General features: G+C 72.1%; 12 protein-coding genes. 7 read left to right on the forward strand and 5 right to left on the reverse strand.

The genetic code is table 11. The features are described from left to right. Nucleotides 1-13 precede the first annotated feature (13 nt). The 4 genes from ACOOHE_RS19110 to ACOOHE_RS19125 all read left to right on the forward strand — a co-directional run bounded on the left by ACOOHE_RS19110 (nt 14) and on the right by ACOOHE_RS19125 (nt 7513). Nucleotides 14-3475, forward strand: a complete 3462-nt coding sequence (locus tag ACOOHE_RS19110; protein ID WP_420455692.1) for a hypothetical protein — start codon at nt 14-16, stop codon at nt 3473-3475. Between the two features lie 257 nt (nt 3476-3732). Beyond that, on the forward strand, nt 3733-5373 hold the full coding sequence (locus ACOOHE_RS19115) for a GDSL-type esterase/lipase family protein (RefSeq protein WP_420455693.1): 1641 nt from the start codon (nt 3733-3735) through the stop codon (nt 5371-5373). Continuing rightward, nucleotides 5370-6173: an alpha/beta hydrolase gene (locus ACOOHE_RS19120; protein WP_420455694.1), complete on the forward strand. Its 804-nt coding sequence runs from the start codon at nt 5370-5372 to the stop codon at nt 6171-6173. Before ACOOHE_RS19115 ends, ACOOHE_RS19120 begins: the two co-directional genes overlap by 4 nt. Then, nucleotides 6170-7513, forward strand: a complete 1344-nt coding sequence (locus ACOOHE_RS19125) for a GDSL-type esterase/lipase family protein (protein ID WP_420455695.1) — start codon at nt 6170-6172, stop codon at nt 7511-7513. The genes ACOOHE_RS19120 and ACOOHE_RS19125 overlap by 4 nt, the downstream gene beginning before the upstream one ends. A gap of 20 nt (nt 7514-7533) precedes the next feature. On the opposite strand, the gene ACOOHE_RS19130 is transcribed toward ACOOHE_RS19125, so the two are convergent. Next, nucleotides 7534-8499, reverse strand: coding sequence for an SGNH/GDSL hydrolase family protein (locus ACOOHE_RS19130; protein ID WP_420455696.1), 966 nt, complete (start codon nt 8497-8499; stop codon nt 7534-7536). Nucleotides 8500-8561: 62 nt separating this feature from the next. Here ACOOHE_RS19130 and ACOOHE_RS19135 point away from each other — a divergent pair, with 62 nt between their 5' ends. The 3 genes from ACOOHE_RS19135 to ACOOHE_RS19145 all read left to right on the forward strand — a co-directional run bounded on the left by ACOOHE_RS19135 (nt 8562) and on the right by ACOOHE_RS19145 (nt 10967). Further along, nucleotides 8562-8846 (forward strand): DUF4212 domain-containing protein, encoded by a 285-nt coding sequence (locus tag ACOOHE_RS19135; RefSeq protein WP_420455697.1) that lies wholly within the window; start codon nt 8562-8564, stop codon nt 8844-8846. A gap of 178 nt (nt 8847-9024) precedes the next feature. Next, a complete protein-coding gene (locus ACOOHE_RS19140) occupies nt 9025-10713 on the forward strand; it encodes a sodium:solute symporter family protein (RefSeq protein ID WP_420455698.1) in 1689 nt (562 codons plus the stop codon). Then, nucleotides 10710-10967: a fibronectin type III-like domain-contianing protein gene (locus ACOOHE_RS19145; protein ID WP_420455699.1), complete on the forward strand. Its 258-nt coding sequence runs from the start codon at nt 10710-10712 to the stop codon at nt 10965-10967. Before ACOOHE_RS19140 ends, ACOOHE_RS19145 begins: the two co-directional genes overlap by 4 nt. 216 nt (nt 10968-11183) lie before the next feature. Here ACOOHE_RS19145 and ACOOHE_RS19150 read toward each other — a convergent pair whose 3' ends face one another. From ACOOHE_RS19150 to ACOOHE_RS19165, 4 genes are all read right to left on the reverse strand, one after another. Continuing rightward, a complete protein-coding gene (locus ACOOHE_RS19150; RefSeq protein ID WP_420455700.1) occupies nt 11184-12227 on the reverse strand; it encodes an L-rhamnose/proton symporter RhaT in 1044 nt (347 codons plus the stop codon). Between the two features lie 100 nt (nt 12228-12327). Further along, nucleotides 12328-14544 (reverse strand): bifunctional rhamnulose-1-phosphate aldolase/short-chain dehydrogenase, encoded by a 2217-nt coding sequence (locus tag ACOOHE_RS19155; protein WP_420455701.1) that lies wholly within the window; start codon nt 14542-14544, stop codon nt 12328-12330. A gap of 6 nt (nt 14545-14550) precedes the next feature. Next, nucleotides 14551-15999: a rhamnulokinase gene (locus ACOOHE_RS19160; protein WP_420455702.1), complete on the reverse strand. Its 1449-nt coding sequence runs from the start codon at nt 15997-15999 to the stop codon at nt 14551-14553. Nucleotides 16000-16078: 79 nt separating this feature from the next. Then, nucleotides 16079-17323 carry a TIM barrel protein gene (locus ACOOHE_RS19165; protein ID WP_420455703.1) on the reverse strand — a complete coding sequence of 415 codons (1245 nt, stop codon included), beginning with the start codon at nt 17321-17323 and terminating at the stop codon, nt 16079-16081. Nucleotides 17324-17390: the final 67 nt, after the last annotated feature.

Consider the following 17390-nt stretch of genomic DNA (forward strand, 5'->3'; position numbering starts at 1 on the left):
GACCCTTCCCCCCATGCGCGCCTTGCTGCTGGCGGCTGTTCTGCTCGCCCCGGCGGCGGCGGCCCAGACCATCGTCCCGCCCGAGTTCCTGTCGCGCGAGACGGCGATTGCTCGCGGCATCCTGGACGGCAACCTGATCGAGACCAACTTCCGCAACCACGGCGAGTGGGCTCGGTTCGGCGACACGCCGCACGGCGTCTGGCCGCGCGGGATCGGCGGGCGCCACATCGACGGGATCGGCGTCGTGATCGCCGGCCAGGTCGAGGGCCGGATGGAGGACGGCAGCCCGACGACGCTCACGCCCGTCGTGCTCAACTACCGGAGCGGTGTCGTGCGCGGGCCGGACGACCTGATCTGGGGGTTCCTGCCCATCGAGGGGTTCAACAACCCGCTCCGCATCGACCCCGTGACCGGCCGCCGCCGGCCCACGCCGGCGCTCTCGAACGATCCGACCTCGTGGCCCGCCTTCTGGCCCGACCGACTGGACAACCCCGACGACCCCGGCTGGCGCTACGACGACGTGGACAACGACCCGAGCACGGCCGGCTGGAACGGGATCTTCGGCAAGGGGGTGTTCAACGCGGATTTGGAGGCGTACTACGTCATGAACGACCGGACGGACTACACGTACCGGATCGACCCCACGACGGGCCGGCTCAACAGCGAGTTCGGCGTCTTCTACAACGACCCGTCCGACGAGAGCTTGGGCGGGCTGGGGCTCCAGGTCGCCATCCGCTCGTTGCAGTGGGCGAACGTGCTGAGCGAGGACGCCATGTTCATCCTGTACACCGTCAGCAACGTCGGCGGGTACAACCACGACCGGCTGTACTTCTCGCAGATCATCGACTACGGCCTGCCGCCCGAGGGCAACGAGATCGCGGCGTTCGACCCCCAGATCGACGTGGCGTTCGGCTACGACGAGGCCGGCCTGTGCACGCGCCCGACCGGCGGGACCTACGACTGCGGCTACACCGGCATCGCCTTTTTGGAGAGCCCGGCCGAGCCGGTCGACGGGCTGGACAACGACGAGGACGGGATCACCGACGAGAGCCGGTTTAGCGGGCCGGGCACGCTCATCACCGGCCAGGACAACATCCGGGCCTACGTCGAGGCCAACTACGACGTCGCCAACTTTATCGCGTTCAACGCCGAGCCCGGCCAGACCACGCTGGAGGACGTGCTCGCCCGGCGCCCGGCCTACGAGCAGGGCCGCTGGTGGACCGGCGACGAGAACCTCGACTGGGTCACGTTCACCGACCTCGACGAGAACGGCCAGTTCGACGACGGCGAGCCGCTGGGGAGCGACTTCGGCCTCGACGGGCTCGGCCCGTTCGACGTCGGCTACCCCGGCCCCGACACCGGCGAGGCCGACGGCGTGCCGGACCGCGGCGAGCCCGACTTCGACCGGACCGACGTCGACGAGTCGGACCAGATCGGGCTGACGGGCTTCGACCTCGACTCGCGGAGCTACTACGAGGGCATCCTGCGCTTCGACGAGCTCATCTTCAGCGAGATCCTGGACGCGCAGTTCCCGCTCGGCACGCGCCCGAGCCGCCAGCAGGGCGACCTCGAGCCGTTCCTGCTGTTCGCCTCCGGCCCGACCGGGCTCGTGCCGTTCGACCAGGACCCGTCGCTCTCGACCGACTTTTTCTCGACGGCCTGGCTGTTCGGCTCCGACGAGCGGGACTTCTTCAAGAACCGCGTCACTGTCCAGTCGATCTACAACGCCGACTACCAGTTTGCCCAGCCGCCCATCGCGCCGCGCCTGACGGCCCAGGCCGGCGACGGCCGCGTGACGCTGACCTGGGACAACCTGTCGCTCCAAAGCTTCGACCGGTTCTGCCAGGCCTTCGACTTCGAGGGCTACAAGCTCTACCGCGGGACCGACCCGCTCCTGTCCGACGCCCGGACGATCTCCGACGCCTTCGGCACGCCGACGTTCTACGAGCCCATCGCCCAGTGGGACATCCAGAACGGGATTACCGGGACCACCGACGCGCTCGGCGGCGACCTCCGGTTCAACCTCGGCACCGACAGCGGCTTGCAGTTCTTCTACGTCGACGACGACGTCCGCAACGGGTTCACGTACTACTACGCGCTTGTGGCCTACGACCGCGGCTGCGGCCGCTTCGAGATTGGCGACGACGGCGTGGGCCGGCCGGCCGAGGGCGACGACTCGGAAAGCGTCGAGCCCCAGATCAACACGTTCAACATCTCGGTCGACGCCCTCTTCAACTTGCGGGGCCTGAGCCGGAACGCGGCCGTGGTGACCCCGCGCGCCGACGCGGCCGGATTCGTCTCGGCCGGCGTCAACGAGGACCTGAGCCGCCCGACCGGGCGGACGTCGCCGAACGACGGGACCTCGCCGCTGGCCGGCGCGCCCGACGGCCAGCCCGTCGGGACCGGCTCGGTCTCGGTGACGGTCTACGACGAGGCGCTGGCGGCCGGCGACCGTGTGTTCCGCGTCGAGTTCTTCGGCGCCGAGGAGGCCGGCGACGACGAGTATCAGACGGCCGAGTACCGCGTGGTCGACGTGGCCTCGGGCGAGGTCCTGCTGCCGCGCACGCCGTTCAACCCGTCCTCGCCTGGCCTGGCCGGCCTGTTCCTGACCTTCGACAACGACGACTCGTTCGATGTCGACCGCGAGCGCCTGGGCTGGGTCGGCGACGGCCCCGACGGGCTCATCTACTCGCGCGACCCGACGACGCTGCCGAGCTACATGACCGACTGGCAAATCACCGTCGAGGAGCCGGTCGGGGAGGAGGACTACGGGTTCTCGGTCTACGACTACGAGGTCATGTGGACCGACCCCAACGGGCCGCTCTACCTCCCGCCGCGCTACCGGATCGACCGGTTCCTGCGGACCGAGATCCCCATTTTCGCCGTCAACACCACGCTGGGGACCGAGGCCGACCTCGTCATCCGCGACCTCGACGACGACGGCGCCTTCGGCCCGGCCGACGCCCTGCTGATCCTGGAACGCAACGCCGACAACGACCGGACGATCCGCCACCGGATCACGTTCGAGTCCGACGGCGGGCCGAGCCCGCGCGACGGCGCCCGGCTCCAGATCAACCGGCTCCGCCCGTTCGCGACCGGCGACTTTTTCCAGTTCACTGTGCGCGGCTCCTTCACCGACACCGAGACGGCGACGAGCGAGCTGGACGCGATCCGCGTCGTCCCGAACCCCTACGTCGGCGCGGCGGCGTGGGAGCAGGCGAGCCCCCAAGCCGGCGGGCGCGGCGAGCGCGAGGTCCAGTTCCGCCACCTCCCCGAGACGGCGACGATCCGCATCTTCAACATCCGGGGCGAGCTGATCCGGAGGCTGGATCACCAGGGGTTCGGCGGCGACGGTCAGTTGTCGTGGGACCTCAAGACGTCCGAGAACCTCGACATCGCGTCGGGGATGTACATCTACCACGTCGAGGCGCCCGGTGTGGGCGAGTACATCGGCAAGCTGGCGATCATCAAATGACAGGTTCGGGGTTTAGGGTTCGGGGTTCGTCGACTCGCACGTTCTGGGACGGGGCATTGCGGGTCGAGACGCGGACGTCGCTCGCGAGGTCCGCTCTCCCCACGGGAGAGGGACGGGGTGAGGGGTCTGGCGTCTCGCGACGGGCGCTGTGCTTGGACCGGCCGCCCCCTCACCCTAACCCTCTCCCCGAGGAGAGGGGACCCGATGTGCTCATCGGGCGGGCTCTGACTCCGCACCACGACCCCCGCCCTCCCCAGATGGGCGCGCGGGGAGGACGGCGCTGGTACGCGACGCTGGCGCGCGCCGTCCTCTTGGTCGCGCTGGCGGCGTCGGCCGGCGCCCAGCCGGACTACGACGACCCGGCCACCGACGGCTGGCCCGACGGCGTCGAGGCCGTCGAGATCGCCCGCGCCGACGGCTCCCACCAGCCGGCCCTGCTGTGGCGCGCGAGCCGGCCCGGCCGGCCGCTCGTGGTCTCGCTCCACACCTGGAGCGGCGACTGGCGCCAGCGCTCGGCGAGCCTGATCGGGCAGGCGATGGAGCGGGATTGGAACTGGGTCCACCCCGACTTCCAGGGGCCGAACACCCAGCCGACCGCGTGCGGCTCCGACGCCGTGGTGTCCGATCTCGACGACGCCATCGCGTTCGCGCGGGCGGAAACCGAGGCGAGTGAAGTCCGCGTCGTCGGGTCGAGCGGCGGGGGGTACGCGGCGCTCGTCCACCTCATGCGCGGGGCGGAGCCGGTGGATTCGTACGACGCCTGGGTGCCGATCACGGATTTGGAGGCGTGGCACCGGGAGTCGGCGGCGCGGGCGTCGAAGTACCACCGCGACGTGCTCGACTGCACGGGCTCAGAGGGCGGCGCGCTGGACGTGGCCGAGGCCCGCCGGCGGTCGCCGCTGTGGCAGCCGGCCCCGCTCGGCAAGCTCACCTACGAGAACCCGACGCGCGTGCGGCTGTACGCCGGCGTCCGCGACGGGACCGACGGGAGCGTCCCGATCACGCACTCGCTGTTCTTCTACGACCACCTCGCGCGGTCGCTGGCGGAAGAATCGGGCGAGGCGCCGGACGGCGAAGACTTCGTGGGCGGAGACGCGGCCGTCTTGCTGGCCTCGCTCGGCTGGCCCGACCCGCCCGCGCGTCAGATCGGCGGGCGCGACGTGCTCTACGAGCGCCAGTCGGGGCCGATCTCCCTGACCGTGTTCCAGGGCCGCCACGAGATGCTCGACGACGTGGCCCTCGACCTCGCCGCCGACGCGCCCGCGCCGGACCGCCGGCGCCGCGTCCTCTTTTTCGGCGACTCGATCACCGAGGCCGGCGCGCGCCCGGCCGGCTACGTCTCGCTCGTCCGCGACAGCCTGCGCACCGTCGCGCCCGACGTGGACGTGATCGGCGCCGGCGTGAGCGGCAACACCGTCGCCGACCTGCTCCAACGCTTCGAGCGCGACCTCGCCGCCCGCCGGCCCGACGTGGCCGTCGTCTACATCGGCATCAACGACGTCTGGCGGCACTTCCGGTGGGACCCGCCGGGCACGCCTATCGACGTCTACGAGACGCGCCTTCGCGAGCTGGCGGCCCGCGTCGACGCGAGCGGGGCCGACCTCGTCCTCTGCACGCCCAGCGTGATCGGCGAGCGGACGAGCGGGAACGAGCCCGACGCCATGCTCGACGCCTTCGCCGCCGTCGTCCGCCGCGTCGCCGCCGACCACGACGCGCCCGTCTGCGACCTCCGCCAGTCGTTCGTCTCGTTCCTCGCCGACCACAACCCCGACGACGCCTACCAGGACGTGCTGACGAAGGACGGCGTCCACCTCAACGACGCCGGCAACCGGTTCGTCGCCGACCGGATGCTGCCGGTCGTAGTCGGCGCGCTGGCCGAGGTCCCGGAACGGGAGTGAGCCGGCTGGCGCTGCTGCTCGTGCTGGCCCTGCCCGTCGCGGCGCAAGACTGGCCGCACGTCGCGGACCCCGTCGCGGTCCCGCTGGCGGGCGCGCTGCCGACGCCGACGGTCGAGAACCGCGAGCGACCCCGGAACGCGCTCGGCCTCAACCGGAGCCTGAGCGACGTGACCTCGCCGGCCGTCCAGGCGCACCTCCCGCCCGACAGCTTGCGCACCGGCGCGGCCGTCGTGATCCTGCCCGGCGGCGGGTTCGGCCGGGTCGTCGTGGACAAGGAGGGGCACGACCTGGGGCGGTGGCTCGCCGCGCGCGGCGTGGCCGCGTTCGTGCTGACCTACCGGACGGGCGGGTGGCCGAACGCGCTCGGCGCACAGGACGCCCGCGCCGCCGTCGCTTGGGTCCGCGAGCGGGCCGCCGGCTGGCGGATCGACCCGGCGCGCGTCGGGCTGCTGGGGTTCTCGGCCGGCGGGCACCATGCGCTGGCGGCAGCGGAGGGCGCGTCCGCCAGCGGGGCGCCGTCGTTCGTGGCAGCCGTCTACCCCGTCGTGCCGGAGGGCTACGCCGAGCGCGTCACGTCGGAGTCGCCGCCGATGTTTTTCGCCCACGCCGCCGACGACCGGTACCCGGCCGCGGCCTCGGCCGAGGTCTGGGCCGCGCTGCTGGCGGCCGGCGTCCGTTCGGAGGCGCACCTGTACGCGGGCGGCGGCCACGGCTTCGGGATGGGCGTCGCCGGCGGACCCGTCGCGTCGTGGCCCGACCGGTTCGTCGCCTGGCTCGCCACGTTCTCCGCCTCGCCATGACGCGCGCGTTCCCGATGCTCCTCGCCCTGCTGGCGACCGCTGCCAGCGCCCAGCCCGCCGACGAGCCGGACCCGCGCGTCGCGGCCTACGGCTTCTCCGGCAGCCACACGGAACCCGTCGACGGTCAGTACCTCGCCCGGCTGCCGGACGGCTACGACGACACGAGCGAGCCGTGGCCGCTGCTCCTGTTCCTGCACGGCGCCGGCGAGCGGGGGACCGACCTCGACCTCGTGGGCGTGCACGGGCCGCTGAAAGAGGCGCGCGAGGGGCGGCCGATGCCGTTCGTCGTCGTCGCGCCCCAGGTCCCGTTCGGCGGGCGGTGGACGGCGGCCCGCATCGGCGCGGCGCTGGACGACGCCCAGGCCCGGTTCCGCATCGACGCCGACCGCGTCTACGTGACCGGCCTGTCGATGGGCGGGTTCGGCACCTGGGAGGCCGTCGAGGCCTTCCCGGACCGGATCGCGGCGGCGGCGCCGGTCTGCGGCGGCGGCAACTGGATCGGGCTGTGCGCCGCGCGCGACGTGCCGGTCTGGGCGTTCCACGGCGCGCGCGACCGGGTCGTCCACCCCGACCGGTCGGTCGAGATGGTGTCCCGCTTGGAGCGCTGCGGCGGGGACGTCCGGTTCACCGTCTACCCCGACGTCGGCCACAACGCCTGGGACCCCGCCTACGGCGACTCCGGCGTCTACGACTGGCTCCTCGGCCACCGGCTCTCGACGCGGACCCGGCGGCGCGTCGTGCTCACCGTCGGCGACTCGAACGGGGCCTCGGAGACGGGCTGGGTGGCCGCCCTCCGAGACCTCCGCCCGGCCGACGTCGTCGTCAACCGCTCGGTCTCGGGCGGGACCCTCGGGTTCGACAACCTCGACAACGAGCGCCTCAACGCGCTCCGCCAGCTCGACGGGTACCTGTCGAGCGCGCTCCGGGAGGCCGACGGCTGGCCCCTCGACGAGGTCGTGATCGGGCTCGGCACGAACGACGCCAAGGCCGTGTTCGACGGCCGCCACGACGAAGTGGTCGAGAACCTGCGGACGCTCGTCGAGCGCGTCCAGACGTACCCGTACCCCGGCGGCGCCGTCCCCCGCGTGACCGTCGTCGCCCCGCCGCCCTACGGGCCGGACGACCAGCTCGCCGACAAGTACCGCGGCGCCGGCGCCCGCGTCGCCGCGTTCCGGCCGGCGTTCGAGGCCGTCGCCCGAGCGGCCGGCGCCCGGTTCGTGGATGCCCACTCGCCGCTGGCGGACCGGATGGCCGAGCTGGCGCCCGACGGCGTCCACATGACGGCCGAGGGCCAGCGCGTCGTGGCCGCCCTCGTGAGCGCGGCGCTCGACGCGGAGTGAGCGGAGCGCGCGCGGAGGCGCTACCTCGCCACTGCGACCGTCGCCGTCCGCTGGCGGCCGTCCTGGGAGAGCCGGGCGAGGTAGAGGCCCGGGGCGAGGCGGGGGAGGGGGAGGCGGCGCTCGCCCGGCGCCCACACGTCGTCGGCCAGCGTCGCCACGAGCCGGCCCCGGGCGTCGAACATCTCGACCCGCACCGGCCCGACGCGGTCCACGCGGACCGCCAGCGCGGCGGGCGAGGGGTGGGGGAGCGGCACCACGGAGAGCCCCGCGCCCGGCCCGCCGTCGGTGGGCAGCGCGACCGACACCAGCGCCGAGGCCACGACGGCCTCGAACAGCAGCCGGTGCGCCTCGGCGTTGAAGTGGACGCCGTCGCCGACGTCGTAGTCCGGGCTCAGACGGTCGTCGGGCGTCGCCAGCGGCGTCCAGAAGTCGATGGCGAGCCGGCCCCACCGCGCCAGCGTCGAGTCGCGCATGGCGATCTGATAGCCCATCCGGGTCTCGACCGAGACCGTGTCGATCTGGCGGAACGAGTTCCGCGGCGTCGTGGTGGCGACGAACACCGGCGTCTCGCCGGCCGCCGCGACGATGGCGTCGTAGTTCGCTAGCTGCTCCGCGACGCCGTAGCCCCGGTTCGCGTCGTTCGACGTCATGGCGATGACGATGACGTCGGGGCCAGTGCGGAGCGCCGCGGACACGTTGCGCGAGGGGTCGGGCGGCGGCCGGTTCGGCGGCGGGTTCCGGTTCGTTGGGACGGCGTTGTACGTCGTGTACCCGTTGACGGCGTAGTTGAACACGGTGCTCCCCGGCCGGGTCGCTTCCAGGTGGCGCCGGAGCCGGTTGACCCACACGTCGTCGCGGTCGCTCGGGCCGGCGCCGGCCGAGTTCGAGTCACCCAGCACGGCGACGCGGATCGGCGTCGGGTCCTGGGCCAGCGCCGGCCCGGCGAGCACCAGGACGAAGGCCGCGAGACGGGCGAGAATCGGCATAGCACACGGGTGAAACGTTTTAGTAACCTACGGCTTCCCCCTGCGCCCGCCACCCTCCGCCCATGACTTCACGCGACGACTACTGGCGCGCTCAGAAGCGCCGCATTGTGATCCTGCTGGCGGTGTGGGCCGTCGTCGGGTTCGGCCTGTCGATCCTGCTGGCGCCCCAGCTCAACGAGGTCTCGTTCGGCGGCGTCCCGCTCGGGTTCTGGATGGCCCAGCAGGGCGCCATCTTCGTGTTCGTCGCTTTGGTCTGGATCTACGCCTGGACCAGCGACCGCGCCGACCGCGCCGCCGGCCTCGACGAGACGCCCGATACGACCACCCAGTCGGGCGAGGGGCACTGATGGAGAGCACGGCGAACGGGAGTCGGCGAACGTCGAACGGCGGGACCCAGCCCCTCACCGGCCACGACGTGCCGACGCGGGGCCGGGCCAGCTCGGCGCCCCGATCCGAAGAGTCACGCATCACGCATCACGCACCCCCCCGCGCCGGGCGGCCGGCCGGCCCCAGCCCCCCCACCCCATGAGCATTCAAGAGTGGACCTGGGTCACCGTCGGCATCACGTTCGCGGCGTACCTGTGGATCGGGTACCGGAGCCGGGTCGGCTCGACGCGCGGGTTCTACGTGGCCGGCCAGGGCGTGCCGGCCATCGCCAACGGCGCCGCGACGGCGGCCGACTGGATGAGCGCGGCCTCGTTCATCTCGATGGCCGGGATCATCGCGTTCGCCGGCTACGACGGGAGCGTCTACCTGCTCGGGTGGACCGGCGGGTACGTCCTGCTGGCGCTCCTGCTGGCCCCGTTCCTGCGCAAGTTCGGCCAGTACACCGTGCCCGACTTCGTGGCCGCCCGCTACGACTCGACGGCGGCGCGGCTGGTGGCGGCTGTCGCGGCCATCTTCGTCTCGTTCACCTACGTCGCCGGGCAGATGGGCGGGGTCGGCGTGGCGTTCAGCCGGTTTTTGCAGGTCCCGTTCGAGGTGGGCGTCGGGATCGGCATGGTGATCGTGGCCTTTTTCGCGGGGCTGGGCGGGATGAAGGGGATCACCTACACCCAGGTCGCCCAGTACTGCGTGCTCATCGTGGCGTACACGATCCCGGCCGTCGCCATCGCGCTGTTGCTGTTCGGCAACCCGATCCCCCAGGTCGCCATCGGCGAGGCGATCCCGCTCTTGAACGGGCTCCAGACCGACCTCGGGCTCGACCCGTACACGAGCCCGTTCGTCAACAACGACGCGCTCAACGTGATCGCGATCACGCTGTGCCTGATGGTCGGGACGGCCGGGCTCCCCCACGTCATCGTCCGGTTCTACACCGTCAAGTCGGTCCGCGCGGCGCGGTGGTCGGCGTTCTGGGCGCTGCTGTTTATCGCGCTGCTGTACACGACGGCGCCGGCCATCGCCATCTTCGCCAAGACGGCCATCCTGCAACAGTTCGTGGACCTCGGGCCGGAGGCGTTCGTGGCCCAGGGCTGGGTCCAGAGCTGGGCCTCGACGGGGCTCATCGACCTCGACGCGATCTCCGCCAGCGGGGGCGACGTGGGGCTCTTTTTGGAGGCGATCAACCGCGACATCATCGTGCTGGCGACGCCCGAGATCGCCGGCCTCGGCGCGTTCATCGTCGCCCTTGTGGCGGCCGGCGGGCTGGCGGCGGCGCTGTCGACCGCGTCGGGCCTGCTGCTGGTGATCTCGTCGGCGCTGGCCCACGACATTTATGGCAAGGTCATCAACCCCGACGCCGACGACGCGCAGCGGCTCCGGGTGGGCCGCTGGATGATCCTGGTGGCCGTCGTCGGGGCCGGCCTGTTGGGCATCTTCCCCCTGGGGTTCGTGGCCGAGGTCGTCGCGTTCGCGTTCGGGCTCGCCGCGGCCTCGTTCTTCCCGACCATCGTGCTGGGCATCTTCTGGAAGCGGGCCAACAAGCAGGGCGCCATCGCCGGCATGGCCGTCGGGCTGGCGTTTACGTTCGTCGCCATCGTGCTGATGCGAGCGCACGTCGTCGCGCCGGGCGTGTTCGGCGACGCGCCGCTCGTGGACTCCGTCCTGGGCATCAAGGCCCAGGGGATCGGCGTGGTGGGGATGCTCTTGAACTTCGCGCTGACGGTCGGGGTGAGCCTGGCGACGCCGCCGCCGCCGGCCCACGTCCAGTCGCTCGTCGAGCAGATCCGCTACCCCCGTCAGCTGACCGAGGCGGAGATGGGCGAGGCGTCGTGAGACCGGATCGCGCCCGGGTTCGGGAGTCCGTCCTGTGGTTCGTGACCGACGAGGTGGGGACGGTCGCGCGGCCGGTCCGCCTCCTGAAACGCGTGGACGTGGTGGAGTTGGCGCCGGGCGAGCGCCGCGAGGTCGGGTTCACGCTCACCGCTGCGGACCTGAGCGGGCCCGACGCCGACGGCCGGCCGGTCCTGGAACCTGGAGTATTCGCCGTGAGCGTAGGTCAGGCTTCGGCCTCGTTTCGGCTTCGGTAGCCCGGGCCGAGCTTGTCAAACGACACGGCCTCCCGCAAACGCCCTCTTCCCGACACCCGGGCGGGGCGGAGCGGATCAGCCCTGGCGACGCCGTCCACCGTTCGGAAACCCGTTCGGAAAGGAGTGTCCGGCCATCCCGCCCGAGTCACCTTCCCGCACGGCCCCTGCTCACCATCTCCGGTCGGGGGAGATCTCGGCAGGCCACGTCAGTGGCCGTTACCCACCCGCGATCTGGCTGGCGAGACCGATGAGCACGACCGAGCCCAGGAGCACCACCAGTCCGAGGCCCAGCGTCCGCATCGTCGACCGCCCCGCCCCGCGCCACTCGCCCTGCCCGACGCCGATCGCGTTCGAGAACAGGATGATGAACGCCATGTGGATGCTCCACGACGCGAACTCGTACTGCTCGCCCAAGAACGTCGTGCCCATGCCGTAGAAGAAGAACTGGAGGTACCACGTGAGCCCGGCGAGCGCGGCGAGCCCGTAGTTGCGCGCGAGGCGGGCGTCGTCGTCGCGGTAGTCCCCGAAGGTCCGGTTGCGCCAGCCCATCCACAGGCACGCGAGCCCGTTCGTCGTCAAGCCACCCGCGAGGACGGCGATCAAGACCGCGTTGTTCTGGTAGAGCGGGGCCGTGCCGGCGGCGATGGCCGCCTCGGCAATCGGCGCCCCGGCCGCGAGCCCGAACGCGAAGCACGCGCTCAAGACGCCGGCCACGACGGCGACCGTCACGCCCTTTTTCAGGTCGAACTCCTCAACGACCGCCGTCTTCTGCTCGTCGGTCAGGTCGCCCTCCTTCATCCGCCCCGCCCGCCCGACGACGGCGATCCCGACGAGGCAGAGCGCCACCCCCGCGAGTGTGATGAGCCCGCTCCCAGTCTGGAGCAGGTCGCCGAACGTGCCCTCGTAGATCGGCGGCACGAGCGTCCCGAACGCGGCCGTGAACCCGAGCGCGACGGCCATCCCCAGCGAGATGCCGAGGTAGCGCATCGCCATCCCGAACGTCAGGCTCCCGACGCCCCACAGCACGCCGAACGCGAAGCACCAGAACAGCGCCCGTGGCGGGGCCGACGCCAGCACGCCGCCCACGTCGGGGACCGTGAGGAGCCCGACCACCCACGGCACGACGAGCCACGCCGCCAGCCCGTTGACGAGCCACGACGACTCCCACGCCCAATCCTTGATCCGCTGGATGGGGAGGTAGAAGCTGCCGGCCGCGAAGCCGCCGATGCCGTGGAGCAGGATGCCGAGCGCAGCGGCCATTAGAGCACCCGATGAGCAGGTATGGGGCAGAGGGTACGCGGTACGAAGGCCGTGCGCCCCCGACCCACCGTACCCCGTACCGTGTACCCTGTACCCATCATCACCGGAGGAAGGCGTCGCGCAGGCCGCCGTCGACGCTGATGATCTGGCCGGTCGTCTTGGACAGGTCGTCGGTGACGAGAGCCAAGATGGCGCGGGCTTGGTCGGCCGGCGTGATGGGCTGGTCGGTCAGCGTCCGGGCGGCGTAGAACCGGGCGAGCTTGCCGCGCAGGTCCTCCGTCGACTCGTCGTTGGAGTGGTCGATCCCGTACTTCGTGAGCGACGCCCGGACGCGGTCGCGCGGGAACATCGACGAGCCCTCGACGACCGTCGCCGGGGCCACGCCGTTGACGCGGACGGCCGGCGCCAGCGCGACGGCCAGCTCGCGGACCAGGTGGTTGGCCGCCGCCTTCGACGTGTCGTAGGCGAACGAGCCGGCTTTGGGCACGACCGCGTTCACGCTCGTCGTGATGACGGCCGTCCCGCTCAGGCCCTGGGCCTTCCACACGCGGCGGGCCTCGTCGACGGCGATGAACGGGCCCGTCACGTTGACCGCGAACGCCGTCGCCCACTGCTCGTCGGCGACGGTCCCGTCTGGGGCCGGCGTCGGGTAGTAGCCGGCCGTCACGACCACGTGGTCGACGCCGCCGTACGCCAGCAGGACGTCCGAGACCATCCGGCGGACCGCCTCGCGGTCCGTCATGTCGGCGCCGAGCCCGACGACGTCGCCCGAGCCCGAGAGCCCGGTCCCGGCCACGCCGATCCCCATCCCGATCTCACCCATCACCTCGTCGGCCGCGGCCCGGGCCGTCTCGGCGTCGAGGTCGACGGCGGCCACGACGGCGCCTTCAGCGATGAGCTGGTCGACCACCTCGCGGCCGATCCCGGAGCCGGCGCCGACGACGACGGCGACCTGGCGAGCGAGGGCCTTCTCCTTGGGCATCCGCTGGAGCTTGGCCTCCTCCAACAGCCAGTACTCGATGTCGAACGCCTCCTGCCGCGCCAGCGCCGTGTAGCGCGAGACGCGCTCGGCCCCCCGCATCACGCCGATGGCGGCCGTGTAGAACTCGGCCGTGACCCGGCTCTCGGACTTCGACTTGCCCCACGCGAGCATGCCGACGCCCGGGATCAGCACGACCGACGGGGACGACGGCCGGAGCGCGGGCGAGTCGTCGTGCCGATGAGCCTGGTAGTAGTCGCGGTAGTCCTCGACGTACTGGTCGAGCCCGGCGTCGAGCTTGCCCTTGAGCGCGTCCGTGCCGGAGGCCGGGTCCCAGTCCACGTAGAGCGGCTTGATCTTGGTCCGCAGGAAGTGGTCGGGGCAGCTCGTGCCCAGCTCCGCCAGCCGCGCGGCGTCGTGGGAGCCGACGAACTCGAGTACCTCGTCCGTCGCCTGGACGGTCCCGATCATCCGCGCCTCGCTCGACACCTTGCCGCGGAGCCAGGGCAGAACCTCGTCGAGCACAGCGCGGCGCTCGGCCTCGTCGAGCGGCGCCGTCTTCCGGCCGCCGAAGTCGGGCTCCCCATTCTGGCGCGCGTCCAAAAAGTCCTGGGCGCGGCGGATGAGGTCGAGCGTGAGCTCGTAGCAGTCGCGGTCGTCGTCGGCCCAGTTGATGAGTCCGTGGCCGCCCATCACGACGCCCCGGGCGTCGGGGTGCTCGCGGCAGATCCGCTGGAGCTCGAGGCCCAGCTCGAAGCCGGGGCGTTGCCAGTCGGTCCAGATCACCTCGCCGCCATAGATCTCGCGCGTCAGCGTAGGCCCGTCGGCGGCCGTGGCGATGGCGATGACGGCGACCGGGTGCATGTGGTCGACGTGGGCGTGGGGGATGTAGGCGTGGAGCGGCGTGTCGATGGACGGCGCGCGCGGGTTGAGGTCGAACGTCGTGTGGGGGTAGGTGGCCACCATCTCGTCCTCGGCCGGCGTCTTGACGCCCCGGTTCTCCTTGGCCGCGTAAACGTCCTGCAACCTCATCAGCGCGTCCTGATAGAGCGACGCGAAGTTGGCGCGCTCGGCCGTGCGCAAGTCGCCGCCGGAGCCCTTCACCCACAGGACCGTCGTGGCCTCGCCCGTGATCGGGTCCGGCATCTCGATCTTCGACGACGTGTTGCCGCCGCCGGTGTTGGTGATCCGGGCGTCCTCGCCCAACAGATTCGAGCGATAGACGAGCCGGTCGACCGGATCGAGCCCGGCGGCGTGGGCGTCGTCCCAGCGGGAGCGGAGGTAGTCGGTGCCGGCGTCGAGGTCGGCGGCGGCGTCAAGGGCGGTGTCGGTAGGCATGATGGGTCAGGCGGCCGGCGCGGGGACCGGCGCGTACGTGCGAAGAGTGGTGAGGGAGCGGACGGCGGCGCGGACCGGGACGTCGGCGGGCAGACTGCCCAGGGCCCGGGCCTGGACGGCCAGGTTGCCCAGTGCCGTCGCCTCGGCCGGGCCGGCGACGACGGGGACGCCGCAGGCGTCGGCCGTCCACTGGTTGAGCAAGTCGTTGTGGGCCCCGCCGCCGACGACGTGGACGACCTCGGCCGCCTCGCCGGTCAGCGTGTCGAGGTCGGCCAGGACGCGGCGCGTGCTCTCGGCCATGCTCTCGAACACGAGCCGGACGAGCGCGCCGCGCGAGTCGGGGACGGGCACCTCGTGCTCGCGGCAGTACGCCCGGATCTTGGCCCGCATCTCGCCCCGAAGCGCGAACGGCGGGTCGTTGAGCGCGACGTACCGGCCGACCGGCGGCGCGGCGGCGGCCTCAGCCACGAGCGAGTCGTAGTCCGGCCGGGCCCCGTCGATCTCGGTCCACTCGCGGATGCACTCCTCCAAAACCCAGAACCCCGTCCGGTTTTTGAGGAACCGCGTGGTCCCGTCGATGCCGGCCTCGTTCGTGAAGTTGGCCCGGCACGCGGCGTCGGTGAGGACGGGCGCGTCGCGCTCGACGCCGACGAGGGCCCACGTTCCGGACGAGACGTAGGCCCACGGCCGGTCCCCGTCGGCGGGCACGGCGGCGACGGCGGCGGCCGTGTCGTGCGAGCACGTCGCCACGACGACGGGCGGCGTGCCGCGGAACCCGTCGGGCAGCGCCTCGGGCACGACCGGCCCCAGCACCTCGCCGGGCTCGACGACGCGGGGCCACCGGCCGGGCTCGTCGCCGATCCGCTCGATGAGGTCGGCGGCCCAGTCGCCGGTCTGGGCGTCGAACAGGCCGGTCGTGCTGGCGAGCGTTCGCTCGGCGACGGCGACGCCGCTCAGGCGGTACAGGAGGTAGTCCGCGATCAGGAGCCGGGTCTCGGTCCGGGCCACCAGGTCGGGCTCCAAGGCGAGGTCGGCGGCGACCTGGAAGATGGAGTTGAACTCCAAAAACTGGATGCCCGTCCGGCCGTAGAGGTCGGCGGCGGGGACGTCGGCCAGGACGGCCGCCATCTGGCCCTGCGTCCGCGGGTCGCGGTAGGCGAACGGGTCGCGCAAGGCCGTGCCGTCGGGGCCGAGCGGGACGTAGTCGACGCCCCAGGTGTCGACCGAAACGGCGCGGAGGCCGGGGACCATCCGGAGCGCGAGCGCCAGCCCGACCCGGACCTCGCGCCACAGCGTGTCGAGGTCCCACACCAAGTTCCCCTCGCGCTCCCTCAGCGGGGTCGGGAACCGGTGGACCTCGCTGAGCTGGATCCGTGCCCCGTCGAGCGCGCCCACGACCGCCCGGCCCGACGAGGCGCCGAGGTCGATGGCGAGGAACGAGGGGGGGAGGGACATCGAGTGAGGGGTGAGGGGTGAGGGGTGAGGAGACAGGGCACGAGCGGCCCTTCACTCATCACCCTTGCCCCCCCACTCGCTACAGGCTTTGGGGCGGGACGTAGGCGCCGGCCGCGCGCTCGTCGGCGACGCGGGCGCGGTAGCCGCTCGCGCGGAACGCGGCGACGGGATCGGCCGCGCCGCCCGCCTCCAACCGGGCCTGGGCGACGGCCGGGCGGACGTCGGTCTCGTAGGCGTCCTTGAGCGTGCGCTCGGCCATCAGCACGTCGCCGGCGTCCTGGTAGCCCGCCAGCGCGTCGCGGTCGACGAGCGCCGCCTTGGCCGCCGCCTGCTGGAGCTGGTCGACGGTCTGCAACAGCGCTTCGATGGGGTCCTTGAGGTTGTGCGACTGGTCGATCATGTACGCTGGCCGGAAGTCGCCCTCGTCGGCCGCCGCCAGCGTCAGCTCGTGGAAGACGAGGAAGAGCTGGTACGGCTTGATCGAGCCGGCCGTGAGGTCGTCGTCGCCGTACTTCGAGTCGTTGAAGTGGAACCCGCCGAGCTTGCCGGCCGAGAGCAGCCGGGCGACGACCAACTCGACGTTCGTGTTGGGCAGGTGGTGGCCGAGATCGACCAGGCACGACGCCCGGTCGCCGAGCGCCTGGGCCAGCATCAGCGACGTCCCCCAGTCCTGGACGACGGTCGAGTAGAAGGCGGGCTCGTAGGGCTTGTGCTCGGTGAACAGCCGCCAGCCGTCGGGCAGGCCGGCGTAGACCTGGTGGAGCGAGTCGAGCACGCGCTCGTAGCCGCGGCGCAGGTTGCCCTGGCCCGGGTAGTTGGTCCCGTCGGCGAGCCAGACCGTGAGCGCGTCCGAGCCCAGAGCCTCGCCCACCTCGATCACGTGGAGGTTGTGATCGACGGCCTGCTGGCGGACGCCCGGATCGGGGTTCGAGAAGCTCCCCAGCTTGTACGAGTGGGCGGCGCCGGGCGCGTCCTGGAAGGTGTTCGAGTTGACGGCGTCGAACGTGAGCCCCAGCTCCTTCGCTTTGTCGAGGAGCGCTTGGGGGTCGTCGGGCTCGTCCCACGGGAGGTGGAGCGAGACGGTCGGCGTGGCCCCGGTGAGCGCGTGGATCTGGGCGCAGTCGTCGAGCTTCTCGAACACGTCGCGCGGCTCGCCCGGCCCGGGGAACCGCCCGAACCGCGTCCCGCCCGTCCCCAGCGCCCACGACGGGACGGCGACGGTGAACGCGGCGGCGGCGGCCACGGCGTCTTGGCCGCTCTTCGGCGAGTCGCGCAGGCGGTGGTCGAGCGCGTCGAGGTCGCGGCGGAGATCAGCGGGTTCCATGTGGCGTGTTTCGTGTGGCGCGCGTGCTCCGACGTCGCGCTCGGACACGCGACACGGAACACGCGAC

Source organism: Rubrivirga sp., from assembly GCF_965213695.1.
In the GTDB taxonomy this organism is placed as follows: domain Bacteria; phylum Bacteroidota; class Rhodothermia; order Rhodothermales; family Rubricoccaceae; genus Rubrivirga.